The organism is Bacillus sp. AFS077874, assembly GCF_002566505.1.
Taxonomy (GTDB): domain Bacteria; phylum Bacillota; class Bacilli; order Bacillales; family Bacillaceae_G; genus Gottfriedia.
This window is the reverse complement of the sequence record NZ_NUYF01000005.1, coordinates 402,746-421,092: the sequence shown is the minus strand read 5'-3', so window position 1 is coordinate 421,092 and position 18,347 is coordinate 402,746. Positions and strand designations below refer to the sequence as shown.

Genomic DNA, 18,347 nt, shown 5'->3' with positions numbered 1-18,347 from the left:
ACTATTTCGAGAATTATAATCGATATCAGAGAATAAATTTAGTATTTTTGAAATTTAATATGAAAATGAAGGGGTATTAAATTTATTATTCTGAAATATTAGTCTTTTAATTTAGGAGTTTTACATACTCAACAAGGAGGAATATGCTTTGAAAAACTGGAAAAAACCATTAATGACTGTAGCAGCGGCAAGTTCTTTATTATTAGTTAATGCACCAACATTTAAAGTAGCCGCACAAGTAAATAAGGAAGTAGCTCAAGGTACTGGGGCTGCTGTGCAAGATGGAACAAATTATTTTGGAGACATGGATCCTAATACTACATTATCAATCGATTTTGTTTTGAAACTTCAAAACAAAGATGATTTAGAAAGATATATAAAGGAAACTGTTACACCATACTCTCCTCATTATCGAAAATATTTAAGTGTTGATGAATTCAAAGCTAAATATGCACCAAATCCAGCTTATATCCATTCTGTTACGTCTTATCTGCAATCTTATGGTATTAAAACTGATGTTCATGCAAATAATTTAACGATTACAGCAACAGGAACTGTTGCTCAATTAAATAAAGCCTTAAGTGTCAATTTAAAATATGCTAGTTTTAAAGGTAAAAGCATTCATGCTACTAAAAAGAACCCAACTTTACCAAAAGTAATTTCAGATAATATTTTATGTATTTTAGGTTTAAATAATTATTCGAATTTAGAATCAAGAGCTGTTAAACAACCAGCAATAATAGATAAAAAGGATGTACCAACTGGTCCACTTAGTTTAACACCGCAAGATTTACAAAGTCATTATAATGTTAATCCACTTTACAAAAAGGGAGCAACTGGTGCAGGCCAAACAATTGGTATTGTTACATTAGCAGAATTTAATAAAGACGATGCATATAAGTTCTGGGATAATGTAGGAATTCAAACAAAGCCTAATCGTATTAAAGTAAATGAGGTAGATGGCGGTTCTGGATGGGATGGCTATGAAGAAACTACTTTAGATGTTCAGCAAGCGGGTGCTATTGCTCCTGATGCAAATATTAACGTGTATGTAGGTCCTAATTCGGATACTGGATTTGTAGATGCATTTTCAAATGCAATTAATGATAATATAGCTAAACAAATTTCAGTAAGTTGGGGATCAAGCGAATTAAGTATTGATTCTTACGTACAGCAACAAATGGAAGCACCTGAGTATGAAGATACATTTAATCAATTATTCATGCAGGCAGCAGCACAAGGAATTTCGATGTTTGCTGCAGCTGGTGATGCAGGTGCTTATGACGAAACTAGAGGTGCAGATAAAGTATTTAAACTCACAGCTGATTTCCCAGCAGCAAGTCCGTACATCACAGTAGCAGGTGGAACAACATTACCTTTCCAATTCCACTCTAATTCAACAGGTGTCGATGTCAAAGTTGGTGAAGAACGTGCTTGGGGTTGGGATTATCTACATGATTATTACAAAGCTAGAAAACTACCAGATGCTAACTTAGTTAATGGTGGTGGTGGTGGTTTCAGTACTTATTTTGAAACTCCAGATTATCAAAAAGGTGTAAGTGGGGTTAACAGTTTTACTGCAGTCGATGAGTTTACTATTTCACCAGATTTATCAAATGTCACATACAAACAACCTACTGTTATTTCAGGACAAGGTACAGGCCGTAACCTTCCAGATTTATCAATGGCTGCAGATCCATACACTGGCTATTACGTTTATTTAAGTGAACCAGGTAAACCAGGAACAAATTCCGGGTATGCTGTATTTGGTGGAACTAGTTTCGTATCACCTCAACTGAATGGATTATCGGCGTTAATTAATAGCGCAGATAACACTCAAGTTGGTTTCTGGAATCCTCAAATTTATCGCTTTGCACAACAAAGCTCATCGCCTTTCAAGCCATTAAACAAATCAGGTGCTGAAAACGATAATCTATTCTATTCTGGTACACCAGGTACGCTTTATAACCAAGCTACAGGACTTGGAATACCGGATGTAGCAAAATTAGCCGATAATTTCAGTACTCCAGAAAAATAAATTTCAATAAGAAAAAGTCGCATATTATTGCGACTTTTTTGTAGTTATTTGATTGTTGAAACTAACCTATGAATATAGAAAAATAACTAAATAAAATAAAGCTTCATCAATAGAACTGTTCCGATTGCTCCAAAAACAACGAAAATGATATGTAATCTAAGTAATGATAAAATAATTGCTACTAATCCACCAATCAGGCCGACGCTCATATTTCCCTTTTGAACACTTAATATTCCAGGGAAAATTAATGCACCCAATGCTGCATATGGAACACCTTTTAACCAGGAGGATACCCAATTTGGAAATTGAATCCGATCAACAATAAATACAGGAATTATTCGGGGAATCATTGTCACTAAGCACATACCTAAAACGAGTAAAAAGACAATCATTCTTTGTGATCTCCTTTCATTAAACCAATTGCAAGTAAACTAGCAAGGATGGAAGACAAAATTAATGACCAGCCTTGACTTAAAAAAGATGAAAGGATGAAATTTAAAAGCATGCTCACGAATACGATTAAACATGCTCTCCAATTTGTACGTATGGCTGGGGTTAACAACCCGATAAACATAGCGTATAAAGATATTCCCATGCTTTCGCTAATTATCTTTGGAATAAGTTTTGAAAAAACTACTCCTAAAATAGTACCGCTTATCCAAGTACAATAAGCAATTGTATGTAATGTAATCAGATAAATGGACGAATAACTCGCTGAGCTGCCTTTTTTACCTAAAGTAGTTACAGCAAAATTTTCATCAGTTAGTGTGATCGATAAGTAGACTCTATGCCAAAATGGTAGAGTTTTAAATTGATGATTAAATGATAGACTCATAACAAAGTTTCTAAAATTTAAAATAAATGTAGCGATATAGATTTGAAAAAAACTCACACCAGCCAAATACATCGATAAACCCATAAACTGACTAGCACCTGCATAAACTAGCACACTAAATGAAAGAGTATTTAGCACATCAATGTCAGCTTGCTTTGCAATTAATCCGAATGTAAAAGCAACAGGTAAATAGCCAATAATTAAAGGAACAGACGCTAAAAATCCTTCCTTCATTTCCTTACTACGATTCGCTTTAGGATCTGTAGTTTTTGATTGTTGCAAAACAGTAGACATATTAAGTTATAAACTCCCTTCAATTAAAGTAACCTTTAGTAAGAAAGAACAATAAAGTGTTCTAAAGTTGAGATGGCAGTTATATAAAATGTTTTCAGACACTCTATATATTTCCGTATTCATAGTTGTTTGGAGAACGATTGGCCATCAAAGATTGTCATATGATTATACTATAAAATTAAGAAAGTTTTTATAATACTAAAAATTTAATTTGTTTAATAGTTGGGAGCATTAATGAGATTAAAGCATTTGTAGTTAAATAGAGGAGTTTTTGGGAATACCATAAAAATTTTTGACTTATTCATGAAATTTATAAATTATAGGTAATATTTTCCAGTAATAAATGATAAGGATTAATAATAATAAAATACTTGGCCATATTTTTTTAAACATGTTTCCACCTTTATAATAAATTAGTTTATTAAGAAGTGTGCCGAAATTTAAGTGAAAATATTCCAATTTAATCACTTTTCTTCAATTTTTTGGTAATGAATAATTAAAGATTCTTAAAATATGTGTATGATGAGGTCTATTAACTACTTTTAATACTAAATAAAAAGCAATTCTGTTATAATATTATCTAGAATGTAAAGATGAGAAGGGATGTAAGTTAATGGGGGATTTAAATATTGGTATTGCATTTGGAGCGGGATTTCTCTCCTTTATTTCTCCATGTTGTCTACCGATTTATCCAGCGTTTTTATCGTATATTACAGGGGTATCTTTAAGTGATCTACAAAATGAAAAAAGAATACATAAAAGTAAAACTTTACTACATACTTTGTTCTTTTTACTAGGTTTTACAATCATTTTTATTGTTTTAGGTTTTAGCACTTCCATAGTTGGTTCTTTTTTTATGCGTTATCAAGATTTTATTCGTCAAGTTGGTGCGATTTTAATTGTATTTCTAGGATTAGTCGTAACGGGTATTTTTCAACCGAAGTTTTTAATGAATGATCGAAGGTTTCAATTTTCAAAACGTCCCTCAGGATTTCTAGGTTCTACTTTGATTGGATTAGCATTTGCTGCAGGTTGGACACCTTGTACTGGACCAATCTTAACTTCAGTATTTGCACTTGCAGTAAGTAACCCAGGTTCAAGTCTATTTTATATGTTAGCATATACACTCGGATTTTCTATTCCATTTTTTGTATTGTCGTTTTATTTAGGATCACTAGGTTGGATTAAAAAGTATTCACATAAAATCGTCGTTTTTGGTGGATATATCATGATCATTATGGGAATCATGTTATATTTTGATTGGTTGACTAAAATAACAATTTATTTTACTAGATTTTTTGGTGGATTTACTGGGTTTTAAACATTATATTCCCAATGTAAAAAAATGCAGGATTTGAAGTTATTGGATTTGCATCGTTGTGGTAGAAGCAGTATTATATAATCAGTTTATATGATAAAAAAAGAGTGCTTTGTATTCACAAAAACTGTAGTAATCAGTTTTTAAAATAGTCAATGCATATAAGAATTGTTATTCTTTAAGATTGAGAAAAAAGGTAGTGAAAAAAATGAGTAAAGATATGAGTATAATTTTTAGCACAGTATTTGCAACCTGTATGGCTTTAGGAGTAATTTTCGTTAGACTAAAAGCTGCTAAAAAGCCGACAAACCTTAAAAAAATAATTTTACCTCCATTTTTTATGAGTAGTGGAGCTTTAATGTACTTAGTACCAGAGTTTAGATTGACAGGTTCTGAAGTATTAGAAGCTGTTTGTATGGGAGTATTTTTTTCGTTATTTTTAATTAAAACATCTAAATTTGAAATTGTAGATAATGAAATTTATTTAAAAAGATCAAAAGCATTTGTCTTTATCTTACTTGGTTTATTAGTAGTTCGAATCGTGATGAAGTTATATTTAAGTTCTTCAATCGATGTAGGCCAATTAAGTGGTATGTTCTTCTTATTAGCATTTTCAATGATTGTTCCTTGGCGATTAGCAATGTACAAATCATATCAAAAAATGAGAAGACAGCTTCCATCAAATACAATTATTACATGAAAAAACGTGTACCTAATCGGTACACGTTTTTATTTTGCAAGTAAATGCTTATAATCAGTAAAATCAATTTCTTTTTTCTTTAATGTTTTAACTAAAAATGCATGATCACGTTTAGGGGTTGCTTTAATATAACCTTCAATAATTAAACCTTGTGTAATTTGCGGAGCGTTAGCTATTAGAGCTAACTCACCAATTTTTCCTGCTATTTTATCTCGAGCTATATCTCTAAATAAAGATGGTACAGGTTTTACTAATTCTTCAAGTAATTCTTTCTGTTCAGTTGACCATAAATGTCTTGTTTGTTGTAAATATTCTTCCTGCCAATCTAAAATCGATTTCCCATCCTCTTTAGGTAATCTTTTTAAAAACTTTCTGAACATAAAGTATCCGCCGATTGACATCATTCCTAACAAGAAAATTGTCCATAAGACAATCATAATTTGAGAAAAGAACGAAAACATATGTATCCTCCTTGTATTAGGTAAACATACCACTATTATAGTAAGAAAATATGACAAGTATCAAGCAAGTACATATGTTTTTTGTCAAAAAATGACCATTTATTTTTAAGTACTAGTTTCATTTTAAGTATTTGAATCATATAGTAGAAAAAATAAAGAAAAAAGTCGTAGAGGAGGCGAAAGAATGTGAAACAAACTAAATTCTCTTCTCACTTTACTTTTCTAAGTATTTTATTTTATATGGCTGCCAGTTCAATATTCCTGGTCATCCTGTACAAGTTAATATCAATGCTTGTAGGAAACGGAAATGATTTAAAGTCCTATCTACAAATAGCTGTAGTCGTAATTGTTTTAAGCATTACAGCTTTCCGCCTAATAAGAAGTGATATTGTATTAATCCAGGATGAAATTATTATTCATAAAGGCATTCTAACAGTTAAACTTAAGGTCAATGATATTACAGAAATAAAGCAACTAGTCGAAGTTTATGGAAAAAATAAAGAAATAATAACTTTATTAATTCATATTAACGAGTCAGTGCAACCAATTATTTTAACCCTCGAAAATCCCAAAGCCTTTATAAGAGAACTGTTAATTTTAAATTCCGACATTATATTTGATGAAGAATTGATTATTTTAGTCAATAAAAATAACTAATAAATGAAAGCCAAGTTTATTTAATTGTAGACTTGGCTATTTGCATTTTTAGAATATTGATCAATGAAATGAATACCATTTGGTGATGAAATATTTTACTAAGTTTTTAATGTTTATAGTGATATATGCAAGGTTAAGCGTTATAATAATATTTTCTTCAGTAAAATAATGTATATTATATTTGTTGAATAGATTCTCTTTCAAAGATAGAAAAGTAGGTGAATAAAGTGGGAAAATATCAATTGGATACAAAAGGTCAGATGGCTGTGTCAAAGTTTCATGAAAAACAGACGCCTGCAAAATTTGATAAAAAGCAGCAACTTGAAAAAATGCGTGCGGAGTATTTGAAAAATAAGCAAAAACAAACAGATAAATAATATGAATGAAAACATAGGAAGACTAAAATCTCCCTATGTTTTTTTATTCGAAGTACTTTTTTCAATTATTCGTCATCATAGCCATTTCCCGACTAAATTTCAATGGAAGAATCAATAGACTAGCTGTTTGGGTACCCCAGTAAACTCCAACAGAAATTTTTCTTTTAATTGTCGGTTTCTTTTTTTGTTGTAGCTGCTTTTCCGGCTTTGTACATAAAGGTAAGAAACAGAATGGTCATAACGCGTTCAATCCATGTCAATGAAAAGTCCACAAACAAAAAGGCAATGATTTCTACAATAAATGATACGAACGTAAATGAGATCGCGCCAACGAAAAATAATTTGTACCACTGGCGATACGACAAATGAATGTCCTTTTTTCGTGCAGCATACTTATAAACAAGTGAAAACAAGACTGGCATCATCACCGGAATGATTAGTACAATGAACGGGATGACAATCAGTAGAAATAGCTCAGCATGATCTCCGAATCCATTTTCTAATACCGTCCATAACGATGTCGTATCCGATGCTATATCGAAATTCATCAAGAGCTCAAATAGCCCCGCACTTAACAAGAAACATGCCAGTAAATAGTAACCGATGATGCTTCGTTTTTTCGAATGAAGCACTTCATTGTACTTACTCGGCTGAAAGCTTGATAGCATGATTTTAAACATAATTCTCCTCCAATTTTCCAAATCATCTTTCATTATAAAGGGGAACAAGCTTTCACATGACTAGTAATTTTTAACATATTCTTAGGAAAAAAACCTCGAAAAGAAGCTTACGTGTATGCGTTAGCCAACTTTCACTACTGTGAATGGAAGGTTAATATTTACTTCATAGTAGACGCTTGGATGTAAAGTATCGACTGAAGTAATAGCTAATATGATTTATAAAAATACACTGAAAGAAAATACCCGTTAAAAAAATTAATTGAACAGGGGCAGGTTTCATATTGCACAAAAGGACAATGATGGATTTATATATTTAGGAAAGCTGAACAAGAAGAGCTGCAAATGTGGCTTTTTTTATTTATATAAAAAGCAGAGAATTCATTTAAGATTTCGAATAAAAAGGAATATTTACATATGATAGAGAAATCTTTAATTTATGGTAATATTAGCCAACGAAGAATATAAAAAATTATGAGTATACATAAAGGACTGAGGATTTCATAATTGGTTCGAACTACATATAAGCCAAGCGATGAAGCGAACATCTACTTACACGAGAAAAGAAAGGTCTTGTGGAAATACAGCCTAACCCAAATCGAATGTTGTACTGAAAGAAGAAGGAAGAGCATTATTTGACGAGATTTTTCCCAAACACGTTCCAACCATTTCTCAAAATTTATCATTTATCTCAAATGAAGAAAAAGATTAGCTAATTGATTTATATAAGAGAATTGGAATTGGTTCATAAAATTTGGAAAAATAAATAAGCTAAATAGGAGGAAAAAACAATGACAAATGAAAAATTAAATGTGGGTATTATTTTAGGTAGTACAAGACAGGGACGAGTTAGCCCCCAAGTGGGAGAATGGGTTAAAGGAATTGCCGACAAACGTGGAGATGCAAACTATGAAATTGTAGATATAGCTGATTATCAATTACCTTTTTTAGGAACTACTGATGGAACTGAACCAGGAATTGCAGCTTGGAACGAAAAACTTAACAGCTTGGATGGATTCGTATTTATCGCTCAAGAATATAATCACAGTATAACTGGAGCTTTAAAAAATGCACTTGATCTCGCTCGTGAAGCTTGGAATAACAAAGCAGCAGGTATCGTAAGTTATGGTTCAACTGGCGGTGCCCGTGCAGCTGAACATTTACGAGGAATAATGGGAGAGCTAATGATTGCAGATGTTCGTGTTCACCCTACACTGTCCTTATTTACCGATTTCGAAAACTATACTACCTTCAAACCAGCTGATTTACATCTTAATAATGTAAATGCAATGCTTGATCAAGTTATTGCTTGGAGTGGTGCATTAAAAACCTTGAGACAATAGTCCTTATTAAGGTACTATGTTAAGAATATCAGATGCAAAAAAAGTCTCTGATATGCTCATTTAACACGATCCTGCCAAATAGCAAAAAAGAGTTTGACTATTTGTTGTTGACTAAATCATGCGTTATGAAAGTTTAATTGAACAAATGGTAAATTTAAAATGTTAAAATAAGAGCATTTCTTTGTAAAGAGAAATGCTCTTTATTTTTGTTTAAATTAAAAAGAGATTTCAATAATAAAACTACTTATGTACTTAAGAAGATACTTTATGAATATGGATGATCTTTTTATTAAGAATTATTTTCAATTACGAGGGTTATGAATAGTTAGGCTAATAGAGTTTATGTTACAATAATGTACAATACATAATTGTAGGGGGAATATAGCACTAATGAGTAAAAAGAAAAAATCTAATAGTAATCAAACGTTTGCTATTTCTGTATTTGTTGGAATAGTTGTTTTAGTTGGAGCATTATTTTTAGTTTCTAAATTGCAAGATAAAAAGACTGAAGAAGTATATCCAACAATTGCTGGAGTAAATCAAGTAAAAGTTGATGGGTTTGACACAAAGGATCAACCAACATTTAGCAATAAAGATGCAAAAGTGGAAGTAGTGGAATTTGGTGATTATAAATGTCCAATTTGTGCTCAATGGAATAAAGTAGTTTTTCCAGAACTAAAAGCCGATTATATTGATAATGGTTTAATCAATTTTTCATTTATTAACTATCCGTTTATTTCGAAGGATTCAAATTTAGCTGCACTTGCATCAGAAGTAGTTTATAAAACTCATAAAGATTCATTTTGGAAGTTTCAAGAGCAAATCTATTTAAAACAAGAAGATGAAACAACAACTTGGGCTACACCTGATAAATTAGCAAGCATTGCGAAATCTGTTATTCCGAATTTAGACGAAAAACAATTTAAAAAAGATTTATACAAAAATGATGCAATGAAACAAGTTGTTAACGATGTTGCAATTGCTAACCATTATGGTGTTAACGGAACACCTACAATCTTTGTAAATGGTAAAGCAGTGGACAACCCTAGCTTAGAATCAATTAAAGCAGCAATTGACGCTGAAATAAACAAATAATTAAAAAAGGTATGCGGAAGTATCCGTATACCTTTTTTTGTTGGACAATTTAAACTGGATTTTCAGACTGATTGCAANNAGCAACGAAGAAAGCGAGCGTTTGTTACAGTCTGAAAGGTATGCGAAAAAATCGCATACCTTTATTTGTTTAGATAAAACGAATTACATTTTTTTCTTTACTCGTGCATCTGCTTGAGCTGAACGTTCTTGTGCCTCAATATCATCATGGTCTGCTAATTCCGCTGAATACTCGACATCAAGTCCGTCAGGCTTTACATTCTTATTAAAATTAGAATTGTAAGTACTTTTCTTATTCTTCAAATTAAACCCCTCCATTATAACTAATTAATTTAAATTACATATCGTGGTGACTATGTTTTTTCTGTCTTGTATGATTTTGGTTCTTTACTTTATGAGAACCGCTTAATGGTTTTGGTTGTCCACTTTCATGGTCAATTGGGCTATTTCTTTTTGACGATTTGTTTGTCATTCTTGTCACCTTCCTTTACAAATAGCTTTAGTTGTAAGCGAAAAAATATGCCAAAATGAAATATTTACTAATTTATAATTGAAAGCGTTTTAATCATTTTTTTCTAATAATTTTCAATAACCATTTTCCATATATATAAATAAATTAATGAAAGGGAGGTATTCTTATGATCTAATTCATCTAATTAATTCAGCTAATATTAATTGTAAAAATTGAATGTTGAGAAAATTATTTTTCATAATAAAAAACGACAAACAACAATTAAATCTAAGAAATTAATAGAGTAAAAGTTAATTTTTTTAGTTTGTCTGACTCTTTTGATGTATGAAACAAGTAATTTGACCAATACTAGTAATAGTCAAAATAAAAGAGGAGACTGATACTGATTATGCAAATACTAGCAGTTTGTCTTATATATTCGGGTGTGATCGTACTCTATCTCTTGTTCAAGAAAATTCAATATAATAAGAGACAAAAAAATGTGATTAATTTTTTCCTATACTATAATCGAAGAAAAAGTAATGTTAATAGAGATACGAAAAGAACAGGAGATATTATTTATTTAATGCCTCAATCGACGCTGAACAAAGGTATTTTAAGAAAGCGAAAAGATGATTTTGAGTAATAATTAAAAAACATAAAAAATAGCAAGCAATTCCTACAAATTGCTTGCTATTTTTTTATTGTCTTTTTTTTGTCTTTTTATTGTTTAACTTATAATCAGCTGAAAGTGGCTCTTGTGCAGTTTCTTCATTAAAACCAGCAGCTTTCCCTTGCTCGATTGAAGCTGACATTCCGCTACCAGAAATATTTTTACGTCTAGACATGATTATTCCTCCTTATATAAGGGCATTTTCGCCAACACTATTAATGAATTGGTTTGAAAACGGCCTTTTATAATCGATATTCTTTCCTATCTTTTTTTTAGTACTCTAAAAATTCAATGGTAAATAATGTGAGTGTCATTATTAAGTTGTTTAATCTCTGCACCTTAGGTGTTTTTTTATGTTTATAGTTGAGGGAATTCTCCGGGATTTAACATGGTTTCAAAAACTAACAGGAATAAAGACTTGTCCAGTAGAAAAAAAACGAGAGCTTTTGGACTGTTTATTCAAACCGTATTTCAACTTTGTGAATATATTGGCTTATATGTACGATTTAATGTTTATTTAGAAGTGTATGAAAGCAAGCGATGTTATTTACTGGGATAAGTCTTCCTAAGTAGGTTGGCTTTTTAAATTTATTTAAAAGGAGAATTCATAAATGACAAATCCAACTTATCACGAAAGAAATTTATCAAATATAAATAAGCTAGCTCCAAATACAAAGCAGGCTGCTTTAAAATGGTACAATTATTGTATAAAAAATAATATCAATGTTTTAATTTACGAAACGACTCGAACAAGAGAACGTCAAGAAGAACTAGTTGATAATGGCAAGTCCCAAACTAGAAAGTCATATCATCTTGTAGGTCAAGCATTAGACTTTGTTCCAATAGTAAATGGTAAAGAAGCGTGGAACTCATACGATTCTGATCCATTTAAATCGGCTATTAATTATGCTAAATCCATTGGCTTCACATGGGGTGGGGACTGGAGTAGCTTTGTAGATGAGCCCCATTTACAATTTGAATACAAAGGATATGGTACTGATAAAGTATTGGCATCTAAACCTCCTGCATATCCAGGAACAATCTTAAAATCAGGTTCAAAAGGAAATAGTGTTAAATTAGTTCAAAAAGAATTAGGAATTACCGAAGACGGTATTTTCGGTCCAATTACGGATCGGGCAGTAAGGAATTTTCAAAAGAAAAATGGCCTGACCGTAGATGGAAAAGTTGGCGCAAAAACTTGGGCAAAATTATTTGTCTAAGAAAAGGTAAAATCTTATTATTAATTTTAGTAATGTAACATTTGAAATTTCAAATTGTAAAAATAAAAATTAGTCAAACCCTGTATAAGTATTGTACAGGGTTTGTTTTAATATGCGACTAATCAATTCAAATTGGATTACGTTACATATAGCTTATATGTTACGAAAAAGACAGTTTTTAACGAAAGGAGTATAAAAAATATAAGATTGTAAAAATTCACATCCTCCAATATGATGTTTATTGGACAAAAAACTTATTATGGGTGCTTGAAGCATTTCTGGAGGATACGGATGGATGAAAAGATTTATCGAAATAGACATCGCAAGGGGGATAACTATATTTCTAGTAGTAATGGGACATACGGCTATTCCAATCTGGTTAAATAACATATTAAGAGACTTTAGAATGCCATTGTTTTTTGGGGTATCAGGGTATCTTTTTAGTAGTCAGAGGTACTTAAATAATACGCGACTATTATGGATCAACAAATTTTATGCTTTACTTGTTCCTTATTTTTCAGTAGGGATATTATCTTATTTTTACTGGTTAATTTTAAAAATTGCAGACCCTTTAAGAACTGAATTTATATGGTATAAGCCTCTTGTTGGCATTTTATATGGAAATGGAGTTAATGGATGGTTAAGCTTAAATGTACCGTTATGGTTTTTAGTTTGTTTATTTTGTGTTCAATTACTCTATTGTTACTCGCAAAAAATAATTGGTGATTTTAACGTTTACACCCAAATAGGTTTTTACTTAATTATTGGATTGATTGGCTATGGTATAAGTCGTTTTGTTTTTTTACCATGGGGTTTAGATATCGCTTTAGTAGCTCTTTTTTTCATGTATTTAGGGAATAAATTTAAGGAATATCAGTTATTAAATAAAATAAAACCAATTGGAATTGTATCAATTTTATCTTTCATAATATTCGGAATTGCTACTTATATCAATAATGCAGATATGAACAATAGGATTTATAATAACTTTTTTATATTTTATATAGCTGGCATTTCTGGAAGCATAGCAACATTATCGTTTGCAAAATTGTTGTCAAAAATGAAATTACCGACAAAGTTTTTTACTTTTTTAGGTAGAGAATCATTAATAATTTTAATTTTCCATGTTGGATTTGCTATCGCAACATTGAAATTTATAGATAAACTTTATGTTGTAGGAACGATACATTGGTCCATCTACTTTGCAATTGGATTAATAATCCCTATTTCACTATCGTTTTTCATTAAAAAGATCCCAATTTTAAACATATTACTAAATGGGAAAGGAAAGCCAGTCGTTACAGAAAATACAATCAGTCAACTAAAGGCCTCATGATAAAAAGTGAAAGCACTAAAAAAATAATTTCGAATTAAAAGAAAAATGGTCAAAAACAATTTTAATCAAATAAAGCCCTGTGTCCTTTTCAGATACAGGGCTATTATTTGTTAGTCAGTTAGATACCTTGCATCCTTTTCAATGCATTTGATTCACTCGTTTTACAGTCTCATTCCTTTGAAAAAACAATTCAAGTACACAAATTTTTAAAAACTTAAATTAATTATATTGATATAAACTTTGATATAATTGGGTAAAAGATTATTATAGTAACTTTGATTTTAAAAGGTCATAAGTAATACTTATTACAAATGATAAGTTACTTCTTATTTACTTATGATATACATTGTAATAATATATTATTGTAAAGGTATTGAAAAGTTTGGATATAAAATATATTCAGACATTTTTTGCTTAATAGGGGGAAGAAAACATGGGGAAAAATGACGTTTTCCAATCACGTTCGACATTTACTGCGAACGATAAAACTTATCATTATTATCGCTTAAAAGCAATTGAGGAAGCTGGAGTAGCTAAAATCGGTAAATTACCTTATTCGATTAAAGTGTTACTAGAATCAGTTCTTCGTCAAGTAGATGGAAGAGTAATTACAAAAGATCATGTTGAAAATTTAGCAAAATGGGGAACAAGCGAGCTACAAGATGTAGATGTTCCGTTTAAACCTTCTCGTGTTATTTTACAAGACTTCACAGGTGTTCCAGCGGTAGTTGACTTAGCTTCATTACGTAAGGCAATGGCAGATATGGGTGGAGACCCTGAAGTAATTAATCCAGAAATTCCAGTAGATCTAGTAATTGACCACTCTGTAATGGTTGATAAAGCTGGTTCAGTGGATGCATTAGATTTCAATATGGATTTAGAATTTTCTCGTAACGAAGAGCGTTACCAATTCTTAAGCTGGGCTCAAAAAGCATTTAATAACTATCGTGCAGTTCCACCAGCAACTGGTATCGTACACCAAGTTAACTTAGAATACTTAGCAAATGTAGTACATGCAATTGCAAATGAAGATGGTGAAGTTGTTGCATTCCCTGATACATTAGTAGGTACTGACTCACATACTACTATGATTAATGGTATTGGTGTATTAGGTTGGGGTGTAGGTGGTATTGAAGCTGAAGCAGGAATGCTTGGTCAACCATCATATTTCCCAGTTCCAGAAGTTATCGGTGTTAAATTAGTCGGTGCTTTACCAAGTGGAACAACTGCAACTGATGTTGCGTTAAAAGTTACTGAAGTTTTACGTAAAAAAGGTGTAGTAAATAAATTTGTTGAGTTCTTTGGACCAGGTTTACAAAGCATGCCTTTAGCAGACCGTGCTACAATTGCAAACATGGCTCCTGAATACGGTGCAACATGTGGATTCTTCCCAGTTGATGCTGAGGCACTTAACTACTTACGTTTAACAGGTCGTTCTGAAGAGCAAATTCAATTAGTTGAAGCATACTGCAAAGCTAATGATTTATTCTATACAGCTGACTTAGAAGATCCTACATTTACTGATTTAGTAGAAATCAATCTTTCAGAAATTGAATCAAATCTTTCTGGTCCAAAACGTCCACAAGATTTAATCCCATTATCTGAAATGAAAAAAGCATTCCAAGCAGCAGTTTCTGCTCCAATGGGTAATGCAGGATTCGGTTTAACTGATGAAGCATTAAATAAAGAGGTAAACGTTAAATTTGAAAACGGTACTGAAACAACTTTTAAAACTGGTGCAGTAGCAATCGCAGCAATCACAAGTTGTACAAATACTTCAAACCCATACGTTATGTTAGGTGCTGGTTTAGTAGCTAAAAAAGCTGTTGAAAAAGGTTTAACAGTACCTGCTTATGTAAAAACTTCATTAGCTCCAGGATCTAAAGTAGTTAGTGGATATTTACAAGAAGCTGGCTTAATTCCTTTCTTAAATCAATTAGGATTTAACATCGTTGGTTATGGTTGTACTACATGTATCGGTAACTCAGGTCCATTAGCTCCTGAAATGGAAGCAGCTGTTGCTGATAATGATATGTTAGTAACATCTGTACTTTCTGGTAACCGTAACTTTGAAGGACGTATTCATCCTCAAGTTAAAGGTAACTACTTAGCATCACCACCATTAGTAGTTGCTTACGCGTTAGCAGGTAATGTAAATATCGACTTCTCTGTTGAACCAATCGGTCAAGATAAAGATGGAAACGATGTATTCTTAAAAGATATTTGGCCAACATCTGCAGAAGTTCAAGAAGTAGTTGCATCTACAGTTACTCCTGAATTATTCAAAAAAGAATACGAAAGAGTATTTGAAGATAACAAACGTTGGAACGAAATTCAAACAACTGATGATTCTTTATACAAATGGGATAGCGAATCAACTTATATCGCAAATCCTCCATTCTTTGAAGGATTATCAAAAGAGCCAGGCATAGTTAAACCATTAGCTGGTTTGAAAATCGTTGGTAAATTCGGTGATTCAGTAACAACTGACCACATCTCACCAGCTGGTTCAATTGGTAAAACAACTCCTGCAGGACTTTACTTACAAAGTAAAGGTGTTAAGCCTGTAGACTTTAACTCATACGGCTCTCGTCGTGGTAACCACGATGTAATGATGCGTGGTACATTTGCTAATATCCGTATCCGTAACCAAATCGCTCCTGGTACAGAAGGTGGATACACTACTTACTGGCCAACTGGCGAAGTAATGTCGATTTATGATGCAGCAATGCGTTATAAAGAAGATGGTACTGGATTAATGATCTTAGCTGGAAATGACTACGGTATGGGAAGTTCTCGTGACTGGGCTGCTAAAGGAACAAATCTTTTAGGTATCAAAACGGTTCTTGCTGAAAGCTTCGAGCGTATTCACAGAAGTAACCTAGTATTAATGGGTGTTTTACCACTTCAATTTAAAGATGGCGAAAATGCTGAAACATTTGGATTAACAGGTAAAGAAGTATTTGCTGTTAATGTAGATGAGAATGTTAAACCACGTGATCTTGTAAAAGTTACTGCAACAAAAGAAGACGGCACTACTGCTGAATTTGAAGTAGTTGCTCGTTTCGACAGTGAAGTTGAAATCGACTACTACCGTCATGGTGGTATCTTACAAATGGTATTACGTGACAAATTAAATAACTCTAAAGTAACTCATTAATTTATGTTGAAAACACGGTCTTTTGGACCGTGTTTTTTTTGGTTTTGAGTAGGTGGTGCGAGACTGTTGAATCGCAAATAAAAATATGGAATCGCAAATAAAAACCAGTAATCGTAATTAATAAGATGGAATCGCAAATAAAAACCAGAAATCGCAATTAAAAAGATGGAATCACAAATAAAAATCAGTAATCGCAATTAAAAAGATGGAATCACAAATAAAAACCAGTAATCGTAATTAATAAGATGGAATCGTAAATAAAAATCAGTAATCTCAATTAAAAAGATGGAATCAAAAATAAAAACCAGAATCGCAAATAAAAACCAAAAATCGAAAATTAAATCCCTAGAATCATAATTAAAATCCGAATATCCGTAATGTAACAGACAGAAACGAACTGCCATACACCCAAATGTACAAAATGGATAAAAAATTTACGAATTAATGAGGCATTCTTGTAAAAAATATTAAAAAAGTGGATCAATATTAAGATAATTTGAATGGAAAATAGTATGTTAAAAAATAATCCAAAAAGATATTGTTTAAGAACAATACGAGCTTGTTCCACTTTTGTATTTATTATGGTTAAATAGAGATAGTTCATTAAAAGGGTGATTTGTATGAAAAAAGTAATTCCTTTGCTGATTCTTTTAGTAGCGCTAGGATATTCAATTTTTCAATTATATGAGAAAAAAGAAGAAGAGAAAAAAGTCAGTAACAATAATGATGCTTATATTGCTTCAATTCAAAAATTAGGTGTTCAAGTTGGACAGCAGGCACCTGATATACAATTGATGACTTTAGATGAAAAGAAGGTTAATTTGTCTTCATTCAAAGGTAAGAAAGTAATCTTAAACTTCTGGGCTACTTGGTGCCCTCCATGTCAAGATGAGATACCAGCATTAGAGAAATTCCATCAAGAGCATAAGGATATTGAAATGATCGGTGTTGCGGATTATATTGGCGAGAAAAAGGATTTAAATTTTATCAAGAACTTTGTTAATAAAAATAGTATGAGTTATCGAATTTTAATTGATGAAAACGGTGATAATTTTCGTAAATATGGTGTGATTTCAATACCAACTACATACTTTATTAATCCGAATGGAGAAGTAGTTTTTAAGCAAATTGGACCATTAACTGAAAAACAATTAAATGCATTTTTAAAATAAGAAAAAATTTACTAAAATGTAAGAAAACTCTTTTTTTTGGCAATACTAACATAAAAAGAAGAGGTGATTGTTTTGAGAAAGAAAAGACATAAATCGTTTCAAGAATTAATTCTTGAAAATAAAAATTCTCTATTAAATGATGAAGAAGCTTTGAATAAAATATATGATCGATTAGAGGAACGTTTAGAAAGAAAAGCTAAAGCGGAGTAAATTAGACAGTTTCGAAAATCGAATTTGTTTATACAAGAGAAGGAATTATTTCCTTCTTTTTTTTGTTGTCAAAATTGGTCATTTTTTAATTTCCTCTTACATATTTACAGCAACAATACTCATACTATCGCTAGGGGGCGATAAAATGGGAAATCCAAAAAAACATCCTAAAGATTTTGTACCAAATCATATAGGTACTCAAAACAAAGCAGCTGGTGGGAATAAGGGTAAACAAATGCAGTATAAAGATCCTACTGGCAAACAACCAATTGTAGATAACGGATAAAATCCAAAACACAAAAACAAATTTTG

The 18,347-nt window shown here is 31.5% G+C and carries 20 protein-coding genes and 1 pseudogene; 14 read left to right on the top strand and 7 right to left on the bottom strand.

The genetic code is table 11. The features are described 5' to 3' along the window. Window positions 1-148 precede the first annotated feature (148 nt). The gene (locus COJ46_RS03780) at window positions 149-2,038 is read left to right on the top strand and encodes a S53 family peptidase (RefSeq protein ID WP_098565708.1); all 1,890 of its coding nucleotides are present in this window, start codon (window positions 149-151) and stop codon (window positions 2,036-2,038) included. An 86-nt stretch (window positions 2,039-2,124) separates the two neighbouring features. Here the strand turns inward: COJ46_RS03780 and COJ46_RS03775 are convergent, their stop codons facing one another. Beyond that, entirely contained in the window at window positions 2,125-2,430 is a 306-nt protein-coding gene (locus tag COJ46_RS03775) for an AzlD domain-containing protein (RefSeq protein ID WP_097977847.1), read from the bottom strand. Beyond that, window positions 2,427-3,167, bottom strand: a complete 741-nt coding sequence (locus COJ46_RS03770) for an AzlC family ABC transporter permease (protein ID WP_097977846.1) — start codon at window positions 3,165-3,167, stop codon at window positions 2,427-2,429. Before COJ46_RS03770 ends, COJ46_RS03775 begins: the two co-directional genes overlap by 4 nt. 613 nt (window positions 3,168-3,780) lie before the next feature. Here COJ46_RS03770 and COJ46_RS03765 point away from each other — a divergent pair. Continuing rightward, window positions 3,781-4,488: a cytochrome c biogenesis CcdA family protein gene (locus COJ46_RS03765; RefSeq protein WP_097977844.1), complete on the top strand. Its 708-nt coding sequence runs from the start codon at window positions 3,781-3,783 to the stop codon at window positions 4,486-4,488. Between the two features lie 217 nt (window positions 4,489-4,705). Then, the gene (locus COJ46_RS03760) at window positions 4,706-5,185 is read left to right on the top strand and encodes a CcdC family protein (RefSeq protein WP_097977948.1); all 480 of its coding nucleotides are present in this window, start codon (window positions 4,706-4,708) and stop codon (window positions 5,183-5,185) included. A 29-nt stretch (window positions 5,186-5,214) separates the two neighbouring features. Here the strand turns inward: COJ46_RS03760 and COJ46_RS03755 are convergent, their stop codons facing one another. Next, the gene (locus tag COJ46_RS03755; protein ID WP_097977842.1) at window positions 5,215-5,646 is read right to left on the bottom strand and encodes a DUF2621 family protein; all 432 of its coding nucleotides are present in this window, start codon (window positions 5,644-5,646) and stop codon (window positions 5,215-5,217) included. Window positions 5,647-5,832: 186 nt separating this feature from the next. On the opposite strand from COJ46_RS03755, the gene COJ46_RS03750 reads away from it, so the two are divergent. Together COJ46_RS03750 and COJ46_RS24355 are read left to right on the top strand one after the other, a co-directional pair. Then, on the top strand, window positions 5,833-6,303 hold the full coding sequence (locus COJ46_RS03750) for a hypothetical protein (protein WP_098565707.1): 471 nt from the start codon (window positions 5,833-5,835) through the stop codon (window positions 6,301-6,303). 227 nt (window positions 6,304-6,530) lie between these two features. Then, window positions 6,531-6,680: a hypothetical protein gene (locus COJ46_RS24355; RefSeq protein WP_091021567.1), complete on the top strand. Its 150-nt coding sequence runs from the start codon at window positions 6,531-6,533 to the stop codon at window positions 6,678-6,680. 164 nt (window positions 6,681-6,844) lie between these two features. On the opposite strand, the gene COJ46_RS03740 is transcribed toward COJ46_RS24355, so the two are convergent. Beyond that, on the bottom strand, window positions 6,845-7,228 hold the full coding sequence (locus COJ46_RS03740) for a hypothetical protein (RefSeq protein WP_141437813.1): 384 nt from the start codon (window positions 7,226-7,228) through the stop codon (window positions 6,845-6,847). Window positions 7,229-8,148: 920 nt separating this feature from the next. On the opposite strand from COJ46_RS03740, the gene COJ46_RS03730 reads away from it, so the two are divergent. Together COJ46_RS03730 and COJ46_RS03725 are read left to right on the top strand one after the other, a co-directional pair. Continuing rightward, a complete protein-coding gene (locus COJ46_RS03730; RefSeq protein WP_098565705.1) occupies window positions 8,149-8,700 on the top strand; it encodes an NADPH-dependent FMN reductase in 552 nt (183 codons plus the stop codon). A gap of 390 nt (window positions 8,701-9,090) precedes the next feature. Further along, the gene (locus tag COJ46_RS03725) at window positions 9,091-9,795 is read left to right on the top strand and encodes a DsbA family protein (protein ID WP_097977836.1); all 705 of its coding nucleotides are present in this window, start codon (window positions 9,091-9,093) and stop codon (window positions 9,793-9,795) included. 162 nt (window positions 9,796-9,957) lie between these two features. Here the strand turns inward: COJ46_RS03725 and COJ46_RS03720 are convergent, their stop codons facing one another. From COJ46_RS03720 to sspO, 3 genes are all read right to left on the bottom strand, one after another. Beyond that, window positions 9,958-10,116 (bottom strand): YfhD family protein, encoded by a 159-nt coding sequence (locus COJ46_RS03720; protein WP_286133610.1) that lies wholly within the window; start codon window positions 10,114-10,116, stop codon window positions 9,958-9,960. 34 nt (window positions 10,117-10,150) lie between these two features. Further along, window positions 10,151-10,285 carry a small acid-soluble spore protein P gene (locus tag COJ46_RS03715; RefSeq protein ID WP_084006741.1) on the bottom strand — a complete coding sequence of 45 codons (135 nt, stop codon included), beginning with the start codon at window positions 10,283-10,285 and terminating at the stop codon, window positions 10,151-10,153. A 680-nt stretch (window positions 10,286-10,965) separates the two neighbouring features. After that, the gene (gene sspO / locus COJ46_RS03705; RefSeq protein WP_097977831.1) at window positions 10,966-11,112 is read right to left on the bottom strand and encodes a small acid-soluble spore protein O; all 147 of its coding nucleotides are present in this window, start codon (window positions 11,110-11,112) and stop codon (window positions 10,966-10,968) included. Between the two features lie 436 nt (window positions 11,113-11,548). Between sspO and COJ46_RS03700 the strand changes: the two are divergent. The 7 genes and pseudogenes from COJ46_RS03700 to COJ46_RS03675 all read left to right on the top strand — a co-directional run. Further along, window positions 11,549-11,938 (top strand): annotated as a pseudogene (locus tag COJ46_RS03700) (M15 family metallopeptidase); the annotation flags it as partial. 6 nt (window positions 11,939-11,944) lie between these two features. After that, entirely contained in the window at window positions 11,945-12,157 is a 213-nt protein-coding gene (locus COJ46_RS25325; RefSeq protein ID WP_483295508.1) for a peptidoglycan-binding domain-containing protein, read from the top strand. A gap of 295 nt (window positions 12,158-12,452) precedes the next feature. Further along, on the top strand, window positions 12,453-13,493 hold the full coding sequence (locus tag COJ46_RS03695) for an acyltransferase family protein (protein WP_098565703.1): 1,041 nt from the start codon (window positions 12,453-12,455) through the stop codon (window positions 13,491-13,493). A 433-nt stretch (window positions 13,494-13,926) separates the two neighbouring features. Beyond that, window positions 13,927-16,653: an aconitate hydratase AcnA gene (acnA, locus tag COJ46_RS03690; RefSeq protein ID WP_098565702.1), complete on the top strand. Its 2,727-nt coding sequence runs from the start codon at window positions 13,927-13,929 to the stop codon at window positions 16,651-16,653. A gap of 620 nt (window positions 16,654-17,273) precedes the next feature. Next, window positions 17,274-17,825, top strand: a complete 552-nt coding sequence (locus COJ46_RS03685; RefSeq protein ID WP_097977824.1) for a TlpA family protein disulfide reductase — start codon at window positions 17,274-17,276, stop codon at window positions 17,823-17,825. Window positions 17,826-17,897: 72 nt separating this feature from the next. After that, a complete protein-coding gene (locus tag COJ46_RS03680) occupies window positions 17,898-18,035 on the top strand; it encodes an FbpB family small basic protein (RefSeq protein WP_082459651.1) in 138 nt (45 codons plus the stop codon). Window positions 18,036-18,180: 145 nt separating this feature from the next. Further along, window positions 18,181-18,321, top strand: a complete 141-nt coding sequence (locus COJ46_RS03675; RefSeq protein ID WP_056476763.1) for an acid-soluble spore protein N — start codon at window positions 18,181-18,183, stop codon at window positions 18,319-18,321. The last annotated feature ends 26 nt before the right edge of the window (window positions 18,322-18,347 follow it).